Below are 12,563 nucleotides of genomic sequence, written 5' to 3'. Positions count from 1 at the left end.
AATTCGCCATGACCGCCATCGCTCGCCTCACCCTGTTAACGCTGGTCCTGGGGTTGAGCGCTTGTGCGGTCTATCGCCCGCCGCCGGAGGGTCCGACAATCCCGCCTTCCGGCCCGACGACCCAACCTTATCCATCGGGCACGCCGGGTAAACCGATCCCACCGGGCAAACCACGTCCGAGCTTCTCGCCGACGTTTGCCCCGCCGCCGGGCGGTAACAGCCATTGGGACGGGCAGATGGGCGTCTATGTCCTCGACAACCAGACCAACACCTTCTATCGCCAGCGCACCTACTATCGCTGGAACAACGGCTGGAGCCGCTCCATCAGCCCCAACGGGCCATGGGAAGACACCGATATCCATGGCGTGCCGCCGGGGCTGGGCAAGCAGTTCGGTCAGTGAGTGAGAACGGCGATCTTTAGATATCGCCGTTTTTTTTGAGGTTATTTCAGGTTTCGTCAATTGGCGTATCGATCAGCCGATGCCTGAAGTGCTGTGATCAAAGCATGGGACGGTAGGCCAGCAGTGCCTTTACCGTTTGAACCAGGCCTTGTCGGAAAAGAATATCGAGATAGTCGTCAACACAAAGGGGCGGCGTCTTGAGCTGATGGCGTTGACGCTGGGCGGCGCAAATCACGGCAGCCAGGACATGGCGGTCATCGGCGTCAGGTAACGAGAGCCCTTGGATCAAAGCCTCGTACCCCGTGACTTCACCATCGGGGATTGCACGATCCATCAGCATGGAGGTGCGGTCCAGTTGTTCAAGCGTAAGGTCCGGGCGATTTACCGCAAAGGCGATATTTTCATCCCCCGAATCCCGTTATCAGCGCTATAACAGTCCTGTTGAATTGAGAACTGTTTATCTCCCCACCCAAGGAACCTGACGTCCTATGAATTCGATTTTCGGCAAATTGGCCCGCCGCAGTGCGTTGGCCTCGGCGATGAGTCTGGCGGTATTGATGTCTGTTGGTCTTGCCCAGGCTGCTGATGCCCCGGCCCAGCGGGTGGCGGTGCGCGGTGAAATCACGGCGCTCGACGGCGATGCGCTCAAGGTGCATACCATCGCTAATGAGGATGTCACGGTCGGCCTGACCAAGGACACCCAGGTTCGCGGTGTGACCCTCGCGACTCTCTCGGATATCAAGCCCGGCAGCTACATCGGCACGGCGGCGATGCCTGGCCCGGATGGTACGCTGACGGCGATGGAAGTTCATGTATTCCCACCGGAGATGGCCGGTACCGGAGACGGTCACCGTCCTTTCGATCTGGCCCAGGGCAGCACCATGACCAATGGCCGGGTGGGTGAGCTGAAGGTCGCCAATGGGCGGACCCTGACCCTGAGCTACAAAGGCGGCGAGAAGAAGATCGTGGTGCCGGAGGGCGTGCCTGTGGTCAACCTGGTGCCAGGCGATCGCAGTCTGCTCAAGCCGGGGGTGAAGGTGGTGCTGTTTGCCCAGCAGGGGGCGGATGGCAAGCTGACGGCGGCGGGGATTTCAGCGGGTAAGGATGGAGTCAAACCGCCGATGTAAGGAAGGCGTTATCTTGAAAACACCCTCGATCTGTGGGAGCGGCTTGCTGGCGATGGCGGCCAATCAGGCGATGCAAGGCTCACTGGTCTCATCGCCAGCAAGCCGGCTCCTACAGGTTTCGCGGTGTTTTCAATGCCGGGTGGTATCAGTTACTTACCGTTATAGATCTGATCGAACACACCACCATCATTGAAGTGGGTCTTCTGCACCGTGCGCCAGTCGCCGAAGGTCTTCTCCACCGAGAGGAAGTCGACTTTCGGGAAGCGGTCGGTGAACTTGGCCAGCACCTGCGGATCACGCGGGCGCAGGTAGTTGTTGGCGGCGATTTCCTGGCCTTCCGGCGACCACAGGTACTTCAGGTATTCTTCAGCCGCCGCGCGGCTGCCCTTCTTGTCGACCACCTTGTCCACCACGCTCACCGGCGGCTCTGCCTCGGCTGACACGCTTGGGTAGACCACTTCGAACTGATCGCGACCGAACTCGCGGGCAATCATTTCCGCTTCGTTCTCGAAGGTCACCAGCACATCGCCGATCTGGTTGGTCATAAAGGTGGTGGTCGCTGCGCGGCCGCCGGTATCGAGCACCGGAGCCTGCTTGAACAGCTTGCCGACAAACTCCTTGGCCTTGTTCTCGTCACCGCCGTTCTTCAGCACATAACCCCAGGCCGACAGGTAGGTGTAGCGGCCGTTACCCGAGGTCTTGGGGTTGGGCACGATCACCTGGACACCGTCCTTGAGCAGGTCCGGCCAGTCTTTCAGGGCCTTGGGGTTGCCCTTGCGCACGATAAACACAGTGGCGGAGGTGAACGGCGCACTGTTGTTCGGCAGGCGGGTGACCCAGTTGTCCGGCACCAGCTTGCCGTTGTCCACCAGGGCGTTGATGTCGGTGGCCATGTTCATGGTGATCACGTCCGCCGGCAGGCCGTCGATAACCGAACGCGCCTGTTTGCTGGAGCCGCCGAAGGACATCTGCAGGGTGATGTTTTCATTGTGCTCGGCCTGCCAGTGCTTCTGGAACGCCGCGTTGTAGTCCTTGTAGAAGTCACGCATCACGTCGTAGGAAACGTTCAGCAAGGTCGGTGCGGCCTGGGCCAGGCTGCCAAAGGCCAGGCCAGCGGCCAGAAGTGAAGCGCCAAAGAGTTTTTTCACTGCGCAGTCCTTGTTTCAGCTGAGAGAGGGGCAATTTGCCAGCAACTATAACGGCGCTGACATAGTCACTTAAAGATTAAAAAGTGCTTTGTTTATTCTATTTTCTTGTATAGCGGATTCCCACAGCGAGAGCAGAAAGAGGCTTCCGGCTCGTGGCTGTTTTTCCCGCAAACCGGGCAGTCGTGCTTGTGGGAATCGCCGCGCATGGCGCTGGCCAGTTCGGCGGTGAAGATCCCGGTAGGCACGGCGATGATCGAGTAACCGGTGATCATCACCAGGGAGGAAATCACCTGGCCCAACACGGTCTTGGGCACGATATCGCCATAACCCACGGTGGTGAGGGTAACGATAGCCCAGTAGATGCCCTTGGGAATGCTGGTAAAGCCATGCTCCGGGCCTTCGACCACGTACATCAGGGTGCCGAACACGATCACCAGGGTGCAGACGCTGAGCAGGAACACCAGGATCTTCTGCTTGCTGCCGCGCAGGGCGTCGAGCAGGTAGTGCGCCTGTTTCAGGTACGGGCCGAGCTTGAGGACCCGGAAGATCCGCAGCATGCGGATGATACGGATGATCAGCAGGTACTGGGCGTCGCTGTAGTAGAGGGCGAGGATCCCCGGCACGATGGCCAGCAGGTCCACCAGCCCGTAGAAGCTGAAGGCGTAGCGCAGCGGCCGTGGCGAGCAGTACAGGCGCAGCAGGTACTCGACCGCGAAGATGAAGGTGAAGCCCCACTCGATATAGGCCAGGGGGGTGGCGAAGGTCTGGTGAAAGCTCTCGATACTGTCGAGGATCACGATCACCAGGCTGGCGAGGATAATCAGCAGCAGGGTTTTGTCGAAGCGCCTGCCGGCGACGGTGTCGGATTGGAAAACCATGACGTAGAGCCGCTGGCGCCAGTCGTTGTTGCTGTTCATGAGGTGTTGCCCAAGCTTATGGATGTGGGAAGCGTGGGGGATTGCCGATCAATGCGCAAGCCGGCGGTCTTGGCCGTTGTCGTCGCTGGCCTGGCGTAGCACGCGGGCTCCGGCCCGGATCAGCCAGCAGGCGAGGATAAAGGGGGCGGTCAGCGGGGCCAGGCCGAGGGCGGCAAAGCCGGGTGTCAGTACGCTCGCCAGGAGCATGCCTATCAGCGCGGGCCAGGGGGCGCGCCGTTGCTGGCTCAGGGCAAGCGCGACCAGCGCCGGGTTGTAGCCGGCGAGGCCGAACTGGGCGGGTGACGCAGGATCATGCAGGAGGGCGAAGGCCAGCCCGACGGTGCTGCCGAGGACCGCCCAGACGGCTGCGCGGCGATTGGCGATCAGCAGTCCAATGAAGATCGACAAGGCCGCCAGGGGCTGGTCGAGGAATACGATCTGGCCCAGGCCCATGAAGGCGGCGTTGGCGTAGGCGAAGGTGTCTGCGAGGGGGAGTGGCGAGCTGCTTGTCGGGTCATGGGTTGTGAACGCCAGCAGCAACCAGCTCAGGCCGACAAAGGGCGCGGTGTAGGCGGGCAGGCTTTGAACGTCGCCGGTGTGTTTGAGCCATTGCCGGACCAGGATTGCACTCAGGCCGGAGGCGGCGATGATCAGTGGCGGGATCAGTATCGACCGGGGAAACTGCAGGCTGATCAGTAGGCCCAGCAGTACGCCGTTATAGCTGTAGAGACCGGCCTGGCGCTCGGCCTTGGGGTAGCTGCGACGCTGGGCGGTGAGCAGGCCGGCAAGGCCGCCGAGTAACGCGCCGCCAACCAGGCTCGGTGCCGCCAGAAGTATTGCCAGCAGGCAGCACAGGCCGCAGAGCGGATGGCGCTGGAGGAAGATCTGGCTGAAGCCGTTGAGCAGGGCGGTTGCCCAGTCGGGGCAGTGGGGTGTGCTGGGGATCTTCGGCATGGTGGGGTGTCAGGGGGATTCTTTGGGGGCGCAAGACCGCTTTCGCGAGCAAGCTCTGCTCCTACAGGATCTGTGCTCGACGCTACATTGTGGGAGCCAGCTTGCTGGCGATGGCGGCTGATCGGGCGATGCAAGGCTCATGGGCCTCATCGCCGGCAAGCCGGCTCCTACAGTTGACCGCGTTGAGCCGGGAGGGGCCTAGCGCTCGCGAATCGAGAAGTTCGCCATATGCTCCAGGCCCTTGATCAGTGCCGAATGGTCCCACTGGCTGCCGCCGATGGCCGCGCAAGTGTTGAATACCTGCTGGGCATTGGCGGTATTGGGCAGGTTGATATTCAGCTCGCGGGCACCGGCCAGCGCCAGGTTCAGGTCCTTCTGGTGCAGGCTGATGCGGAAGCCCGGGTCGAAGGTGCCCTTGATCATGCGTTCGCCATGCACTTCGAGGATTTTCGACGAGGCAAAGCCGCCCATCAGTGCTTCACGTACCTTGGCCGGGTCGGCGCCGTTTTTCGCGGCGAACAACAGTGCCTCGGCCACCGCCTGGATATTCAGGGCGACAATGATCTGGTTCGCCACCTTGGCGGTCTGACCGTCGCCGTTGCCGCCCACCAGGGTGATGTTCTTGCCGATGTTCTGGAACAGCGGCAGGGCGCGAGCGAAGGCCTGGGCGTCGCCGCCGACCATGATGCTCAGGGTCGCGGCCTTGGCACCGACTTCACCGCCGGACACCGGGGCGTCGAGGTACTGCGCGCCTTTCTCGTTGATCCTGGCCGCGAACGCCTTGGTCGCGGTGGGCGAGATCGAGCTCATGTCGATGACGATCTTGCCCGGACCGACGCCGGCGGCAATCCCGTCGGCACGGAACAGCACATCCTCGACCTGCGGGGTATCCGGCACCATGACAATGATGAACTCGGCTTCCTGGGCGACTTCCTTCGGGCTCGCCAGGGCCACCGCGCCGGCGCTGATCAGGTCGACTGGCGCGGCGTCGTGGTGGTTGGACAGGAACAGGCTGTGACCTGCCTTTTGCAGATTGGCGGCCATGGGATGCCCCATGATGCCGGTGCCGATAAAACCGATTTTAGCCATGACAACGTCCTCTTTTTCTTATGTCGCGTTATGGGTTTTCAACCAGCCCAGCCCGGCTTCGGTGCTGGTCAGCGGTTTGTATTCGCAGCCGACCCAGCCCTGATAACCGATGCGGTCCAGGTGCTCGAACAGGAATCGATAGTTGATCTCTCCGGTCCCCGGCTCATGCCGCCCGGGGTTGTCGGCCAGCTGCACATGGTTGATCTCGGCCAGGTGGTCGGACAGGGTCCGCGCCAGGTCACCTTCCATGATCTGCATGTGGTAGATGTCGTATTGCAGGAACAGGTTGGCGCTGCCCACCTGATGGCGGATCGACAGGGCCTGGGCCGTGGTGTTCAGGTAGAAACCGGGGATGTCGCGGGTGTTGATCGCTTCCATCACCAGACGGATGCCGACGGCTTCAAGCTTGCCGGCGGCGTACTTGAGGTTGTCGACGAAGGTCTTTTCCAGCACGGCGTCGTCGACACCCTGGGGGCGGATGCCGGCCAGGCAGTTGATCTGGGTATTGCCCAGCACCTGCGCATAGGCGATGGCCAGGTCGACCCCGGCACGGAACTCCTCGACCCGGTCCGGGTGGCAGGCAATCCCGCGTTCGCCCTTGGTCCAGTCGCCGGCCGGCAGGTTGAACAGCACCTGGGTCAGGCCGTGGGCATCCAGTTGCGCCTTGATCTCGGCGGAGCTGAAGTCGTAGGGGAACAGGTATTCCACACCGTTGAAACCGGCCTCGGCGGCGGCCTTGAAACGGGCCAGGAAATCCTCTTCGGTGAACAGCATGGACAGGTTGGCGGCAAAGCGTGGCATGGGAATCTCCTGGCGAATCGATACAAAGCATTTGGACGGGCTGCGGGCGCAGCGATAGCGGCAGTGAAGGTGATATCGACTGCGCTGGCAAGCCCGTCCAAACGCGGGGTGGGATCAGTCGAGCAAGGCAATCGCCGTCGGCGCATCGTTGCCGACCAGCGCCAGGTCTTCGAACTCGTTGATGGCGTTGATCTCGGTGCCCATGGAAATATTGGTCACCCGCTCCAGGATGATCTCGACAATCACCGGGACCCTGAATTCCTCGATCATCGCCTGGGCCTGGCGCAGCGCGCCCTGGATCCGGTCCGGTTCGAACACCCGCAGGGCCTTGCAACCGAGGCCCTCGGCGACGGCGACGTGGTCCACGCCATAACCGTTGAGCTCCGGTGCGTTGAGGTTGTCGAAAGACAATTGCACGCAGTAGTCCATGTCGAAGCCGCGCTGGGCCTGGCGAATCAGCCCCAGGTAGGAGTTGTTCACCACCACGTGGATATACGGCAGCTTGAACTGCGCGCCCACCGCCAGTTCCTCGATCATGAACTGGAAGTCATAGTCGCCGGACAGTGCCACGACCTTGCGCGATGGGTCGGCCTTGACCACCCCCAGCGCGGCCGGAATGGTCCAGCCCAGGGGCCCGGCCTGGCCGCAGTTGATCCAGTGCCGTGGTTTGTAGACGTGGAGGAACTGCGCGCCGGCAATCTGCGACAGACCGATGGTGCTGACGTAGCAGGTGTCCTTGCCGAACACCTGGTTCATCTCTTCATAGACGCGCTGGGGTTTGACCGGCACGTTGTCGAAGTGGGTCTTGCGCTGCAGGCTGGCCTTGCGCTGCTGGCAATCGGCAAGCCAGGCACTGCGGTCCTTCAGCTTGCCGGCGGCCTGCCATTCACGGGCCACTTCGATAAATACCGTCAGGGCCGCGGCAGCGTCGGACACGATGCCCAGGTCCGGGGTGAATACGCGGCCGATCTGGGTCGGCTCGATGTCCACGTGAATGAAGGTGCGTCCTTCGGTGTAGACCTCCACGGAACCGGTGTGACGGTTGGCCCAGCGGTTGCCGATACCCAGCACCACATCGGATTTGAGCAGCGTGGCGTTGCCGTAGCGGTGGGAGGTTTGCAGCCCGACCATGCCGACCATCAGCGGGTGATCGTCAGGGATCGTGCCCCAGCCCATCAGGGTCGGGATCACCGGAATGCCGGTCAGTTCGGCGAACTCCACCAGCAGTTCGCTGGCATCGGCATTGATGATGCCGCCACCGGCCACCAGCAGCGGGCGTTCGGCCTGGTCGAGCAGGGCCAGGGCCTTCTCGACCTGAATCCGTGTGGCGCCTGGCTTGGCCAGGGGCAGTGGTTGGTAGGCGTCGATATCAAATTCGATTTGCGCCATCTGCACATCGAACGGCAGGTCGATCAGCACCGGGCCGGGGCGGCCGGAGCGCATTTCATAAAAGGCTTTCTGGAAGGCGTAGGGCACCTGGCCGGGTTCGAGCACGGTGGTCGCCCACTTGGTCACCGGCTTGACGATGCTGGTGATGTCCACGGCCTGGAAGTCTTCCTTGTGCAAGCGTGCCCGCGGTGCCTGGCCGGTGATGCAGAGGATCGGGATCGAGTCGGCGCTGGCGCTGTACAGGCCGGTGACCATGTCGGTGCCGGCCGGGCCCGAGGTGCCGATGCACACGCCGATATTGCCGGCCTTGGTGCGGGTGTAACCCTCGGCCATGTGCGAGGCGCCTTCGACGTGGCGAGCAAGGACGTGATCGATACCGCCGAGCTTTTGCAACGCGCTGTACAGCGGGTTGATCGCGGCACCGGGAATGCCGAAGGCAGTGTCCACGCCTTCGCGACGCATCACCAGGACGGCGGCTTCGATTGCTCTCATTTTGCTCATTGTTTTGTGCCTCTTGCGTTTTTTAATTGTATACAAGTTGCTGTGTGGCGAGTGTATTCACGCAAGGCGGCGCTGGTCAATGCCTTTTCTAAAATGATTGGTGGATTCGTTCTGGGGCCGTTTCTCAAGGGTTTAATGAGGGTTTCTATATTTTTGTATACAAAAATATTTAACATTGTGTTCTATTTGTTTGGCCGAACTGCTTCTGAAAAGGAGCAGCGACGGCTCTCTCCTCACTCGATAAGGACGGCACCATGAGCGCTTTAACCTTGAACGTCGCAGTCAGTCTGGCCAGCGAGGCGATTGCCGCCGGCCGGGTCATTTCGGCAGCACCGCTGACCATTGCGGTGCTGGATGGCGGTGGTCACCTGGTGACACTGCAACGCGAGGATGGGGCGAGCCTGTTGCGTCCGCAGATCGCCATCGGCAAGGCCTGGGGCGCGATCGCCCTGGGCAAGGGCTCGCGCTTGCTGGCGTTGGATGCGCAGCAGCGACCGGCGTTTGTGGCGGCATTGAACAGCCTGGGGCAGGGCAGCGTGGTGCCGGCGCCGGGCGGGGTGTTGATTCGCGATCAGGAGGGGAAGGTGATCGGGGCCATCGGGATTAGCGGGGATACTTCGGATATCGATGAGCAGTGTGCGATCAGTGCAATCGAGGCGTTGGGGCTGGTGGCGGATGCCGGGGTGTCTGTCTGACTATCGATCCGGCTCGCAGCCCTTGAGCACCAACCGCACGATGGTCTGCGCCGCCGCTTCATAGTCGACGTCTTCCAGCTTGGCCTTGCCGGTGATCGAGGAAATCTGCCAGTCGAAATCGGCATAGGTCTGGGTCGCGGCCCAGATGCTGAACATCAGGTGATGGGGATCGAGCGGGGCGATCAGGCCGCGGTCGATCCAGGTCTGGATGCAGGCGATATTGTGTCGGGCCTGGGCATTGAGCTGCTCCACCTGCTCGGGGCTCAGGTGCGGCGCGCCGTGCATGATTTCGCTGGCGAAGACCTTGGAGGCGAACGGCAGGTCGCGGGAGATACGGATCTTCGAACGGATATAACCGGCCAGTACCTCGGCGGGCACGCCCGCGGGGTTGAAGGGGGTCGAGGCCTGGAGGATCGGCTCGATGATGCTTTCCAGCACCTCGCGGTAGAGGTTGTCCTTGGATTTGAAGTAGTAGTAGACGTTGGGCTTGGGTAGGCCGGCCTTGGCCGCGATATCGCTGGTCTTGGTGGCGGCGAAGCCCTTGTCGGCGAACTCTTCGCTGGCGGCGCGCAGGATCAGTTCACGGTTGCGTTCGCGGATGGTGCTCATAAACCAGGTTTTTCCTTGCCGGCCCGGGCGGTTGGGCATGGTAGCACCGGGTTTGCGCAAGGCTCAAGAATGCCCCTCCCGCACGTCTGAATGAGCAAAGTCGGTCAGGCCCTTGAGCCCTGCGCTGTCCTCTCGGCCGCCATCGCCGGCAAGCCGGCTCCTACAGGGGGGGCGCACGCCGAGAGTCTGTGGCGATACGCGCAACTGTAGGAGCCGGCTTGCCGGCGATAGCGTTCGACCAGGCGCCGCAGAACCCACGACAGCATCAGAAGTGATACTTGATCAACAGGCTCGCGGTGTCCTGGTTGGTCCTGAAGTCGCTGCTGCTCTGGAGGCCGTACTTGTTCTTCCAGTAGTCGTACTCGATACCCACGTACAACTGCTTCTCGCCCCAATGCAGGGCCTTACCCAGGTCGTACTTGATCTGCGGGTTGAAGTGCAGGTTGGCGTGGTAGGTCCCTTGGGCATTGCGGTCGTTGTCCACCACCCAGTCCATATAGCCGTCGATCAGCACGTTGGAATGGCCCACTGGGATGGTGTAGGACCAGACCGGGGTGATCTGCCAGATATTGCTGCCCGGACGGTTGCTGTCGGTATGGCGCTGGTAGAAGTTCAGCTGGAAGTAGTCGAAGCCGGGTACGTCCAGGTCGAAGCCGGGGCCGAACAGGTAGGCGTTGGTGTCGCCTTCGCCGAACTCGTAGGTCATGGCCAGCAGCACATCCTTGACCGGGCCGAAGGCGAACGAACGGTCGAAGATCTTGCCCATGGACAGGCGCGGGGTGAACTCGCCGTAGTAGGTGTTCGGGCCGAGGCGGGTATCGGCCTTGCCGTTGTAGAAGATCCGGTCGAGGAAGAAGAAGTTGTCGCCGTACTTCCAGGCGTCGGCGTGTTCGAAGGTGACGGTCTGCTGGATCTGCGGATTGACGGTGAAATTCTTGCCGTACAGGTAGGTCAGGCTGTTGTTCTGCCATTGCAGCAGGTCGCCCGCGCAGGCGGTTCCTGCGCTCAGCAAGGTGGCGGACAATATCAGGCTCGTAGAGGTGCGCTTCATTGGGTTGCTCCCTAAGGTCAGTGGTTCAAGGCTTCCGTCGTTCAGCGCTCTGGGTTCGGCGCTTTTTTTCTGTCGGCCATCGCCGGTTCAGCGGCCTGCCTGCTTCTGGCAAGGGCCGGTTCAAGGCAAAAAACAGTCAAAGACCCTGCGTTCGGCTGTCCGTGGGACAGTCGAGTGGTGAGGGCTTCTATAGGCCTTGGGGTTGTCCCGCGCCGGGATAGAGAGGCGCTTGGGTCAGGTGTCGGTGGCGATGGCTTGTTCGAGCGGATTCCAGCGGGCGCGCAGCATACTGATTCGCGCCCGAGGGCTCAAGCGCCCGTGCCAGAGCGCTCGCGTCCGCCGGCAAAGGTATCAGTGGGGGTGAACATGCCCGCTGAGTGCCGCCCGTTCGGCGCCCCCCAGCACGTTGAACAGCAGGTTCAGGGACACGGCGCTCAAGGTCGCCATGGCGATACCACTGTGGGTGATCGGACCCATCCACAGCGGCAGGTGGGCGAAGAACTCCGGTCGCACCACGGGGATCAGGCCCATGCCGATGCTTACCGCCACCAGCAACTGGTTGCGCCGGTCGGAGATATCGGCTTCCTGGAGGATCTTGATCCCGGTGGCCGCGACCATGCCGAACATGGCGATGGCCGCGCCGCCCAGTACCGCCGGCGGAATCGAGGCGACCAGGAACGCGGCCTTGGGCAGCAGGCTGAGGACGATCAGGAAGAGCCCGGCGACGATGGTCACCGAACGGCAGCGCACACCGGTCATCTGCACCAGGCCGATGTTCTGGGCGAAGGAGGAGTGGGTGAAGGTGTTGAAGAAACCGGCGAGGAACGACGCGCCGGCGTCGCACAGCAAGCCGCGCCGGAGCATGCGTGGGGTGACGTCCTGGCCGGTGATCTTGCCCAGGGCGAGGAACATCCCGGTGGACTCGACGAAGATGATCACCACCACCAGGCACATGGACAGGATCGGTGCCAGGTGAAACTGCGGCAGGCCGAAATGCAGCGGGGTGACCACTTTCAGCCAGGGCGCCTGGGCCAGGCCGCTGAGGTCGACCATGCCGATGACGCCGGACAGCACATAGCCCAGGAGCATGCCGATCAGCACCGAGATATTCACCCAGAAGCCGCGCATGAAGCGGTTGATCAGCAGGATGGTGGCCAGCACCAGCGCGGCCACCGTGAGGTAGATCGGCGAGCCGAATTGTGTCGCGGCACTGCCGCCGCCGGCCCAGTTGACCGCCACCGGAAACAGCGAGAGGCCGATGGCGGTGATCACGGTGCCGGTGACCAGGGGCGGGAAGAAACGCACGATCCGGGACATGAACGGGGCGATCAGCAGGCCGAAAAAACCGGCGGCGATGGTGGCGCCGAAGATCCCGGTCATGCCGATACCGGGCATGCCGGCCATGGCCACCATGCTGCCGACGGCGGCGAAACTGGCACCCATCATCACCGGCATGCGGATGCCCATGGGGCCGATGCCGAGGGATTGCACCACGGTGGCGATACCGGCCACCAGCAGGTCGGCGTTGATCAGAAAAGCGATTTCCTCACGACCCAGGCCGGCGGCCTGTCCGATGATCAGCGGTACGGCGACGGCGCCGCCATACATCAGCAGAACGTGTTGCAGGCCCACCAGGATCAGCTGCAACAGAGGCAGGCGCTGGATAGCGGGTGCGGCGGGGATGCGCGGTTCGGATAACTCGGACATGCAACACCTCGGATTTTTTTATTCTTGTGGTTTTAGCGCTGTGTGGTTGCGGACAGCGTTTTTTGTAGCCGGGGCAACGCAACCGCTTCACGGTTGATCTCGAACCTGTAGGAGCAGGGCTTGCCCGCGAAGAGGCTTTCAAGATCGCTAAAAGCTTCGCGGGCAAGCCACGTT

Annotated in this window: 12 protein-coding genes and 1 pseudogene; 3 read left to right on the top strand and 10 right to left on the bottom strand. The window is 62.2% G+C overall.

The genetic code is table 11. From position 1 onward, the window contains the following. The first annotated feature begins 8 nt into the window (after positions 1–8). Positions 9–401 carry a hypothetical protein gene (locus tag M5C01_RS01200; RefSeq protein WP_152737033.1) on the top strand — a complete coding sequence of 131 codons (393 nt, stop codon included), beginning with the start codon at positions 9–11 and terminating at the stop codon, positions 399–401. Positions 402–498: 97 nt separating this feature from the next. Here M5C01_RS01200 and M5C01_RS01195 read toward each other — a convergent pair. Then, positions 499–786 (bottom strand): annotated as a pseudogene (locus M5C01_RS01195) (PIN domain-containing protein); the annotation flags it as partial. 103 nt (positions 787–889) lie between these two features. Between M5C01_RS01195 and M5C01_RS01190 the strand changes: the two are divergent. Continuing rightward, on the top strand, positions 890–1,528 hold the full coding sequence (locus M5C01_RS01190) for a DUF5666 domain-containing protein (protein ID WP_177101544.1): 639 nt from the start codon (positions 890–892) through the stop codon (positions 1,526–1,528). 149 nt (positions 1,529–1,677) lie between these two features. On the opposite strand, the gene M5C01_RS01185 is transcribed toward M5C01_RS01190, so the two are convergent. The 6 genes from M5C01_RS01185 to gcl all read right to left on the bottom strand — a co-directional run bounded on the left by M5C01_RS01185 (position 1,678) and on the right by gcl (position 8,327). Further along, positions 1,678–2,676 (bottom strand): sulfate ABC transporter substrate-binding protein, encoded by a 999-nt coding sequence (locus M5C01_RS01185; protein WP_103496226.1) that lies wholly within the window; start codon positions 2,674–2,676, stop codon positions 1,678–1,680. A 92-nt stretch (positions 2,677–2,768) separates the two neighbouring features. After that, positions 2,769–3,593, bottom strand: a complete 825-nt coding sequence (locus M5C01_RS01180; RefSeq protein WP_103496225.1) for an ion transporter — start codon at positions 3,591–3,593, stop codon at positions 2,769–2,771. A gap of 48 nt (positions 3,594–3,641) precedes the next feature. Further along, a complete protein-coding gene (locus M5C01_RS01175) occupies positions 3,642–4,547 on the bottom strand; it encodes an urea transporter (RefSeq protein WP_152737031.1) in 906 nt (301 codons plus the stop codon). Between the two features lie 198 nt (positions 4,548–4,745). Continuing rightward, a complete protein-coding gene (locus M5C01_RS01170) occupies positions 4,746–5,636 on the bottom strand; it encodes a 2-hydroxy-3-oxopropionate reductase (protein ID WP_103496224.1) in 891 nt (296 codons plus the stop codon). An 18-nt stretch (positions 5,637–5,654) separates the two neighbouring features. Then, positions 5,655–6,437 (bottom strand): hydroxypyruvate isomerase, encoded by a 783-nt coding sequence (gene hyi / locus M5C01_RS01165; RefSeq protein ID WP_152737030.1) that lies wholly within the window; start codon positions 6,435–6,437, stop codon positions 5,655–5,657. A 114-nt stretch (positions 6,438–6,551) separates the two neighbouring features. After that, on the bottom strand, positions 6,552–8,327 hold the full coding sequence (gcl, locus tag M5C01_RS01160; protein WP_152737029.1) for a glyoxylate carboligase: 1,776 nt from the start codon (positions 8,325–8,327) through the stop codon (positions 6,552–6,554). Between the two features lie 254 nt (positions 8,328–8,581). Here gcl and M5C01_RS01155 point away from each other — a divergent pair, with 254 nt between their 5' ends. Next, positions 8,582–9,022, top strand: a complete 441-nt coding sequence (locus tag M5C01_RS01155) for a heme-binding protein (RefSeq protein WP_103496221.1) — start codon at positions 8,582–8,584, stop codon at positions 9,020–9,022. Here the strand turns inward: M5C01_RS01155 and M5C01_RS01150 are convergent, their stop codons facing one another. From M5C01_RS01150 to M5C01_RS01140, 3 genes are all read right to left on the bottom strand, one after another. Beyond that, a complete protein-coding gene (locus tag M5C01_RS01150) occupies positions 9,023–9,631 on the bottom strand; it encodes a TetR/AcrR family transcriptional regulator (RefSeq protein WP_100940637.1) in 609 nt (202 codons plus the stop codon). 265 nt (positions 9,632–9,896) lie between these two features. Further along, positions 9,897–10,682, bottom strand: coding sequence for an outer membrane protein OmpK (locus tag M5C01_RS01145; protein ID WP_152737028.1), 786 nt, complete (start codon positions 10,680–10,682; stop codon positions 9,897–9,899). Positions 10,683–11,033: 351 nt separating this feature from the next. Beyond that, positions 11,034–12,389, bottom strand: a complete 1,356-nt coding sequence (locus tag M5C01_RS01140) for a nucleobase:cation symporter-2 family protein (RefSeq protein WP_152737027.1) — start codon at positions 12,387–12,389, stop codon at positions 11,034–11,036. Between the last annotated feature and the right edge of the window lie 174 nt (positions 12,390–12,563).

The organism is Pseudomonas sp. MWU12-2319 (genome assembly GCF_023242525.1).
GTDB lineage: Bacteria > Pseudomonadota > Gammaproteobacteria > Pseudomonadales > Pseudomonadaceae > Aquipseudomonas > Aquipseudomonas gingeri_D.
Note: the sequence above shows the minus strand (reverse complement) of the source record. Positions and strands in the feature narration are given on the sequence as shown.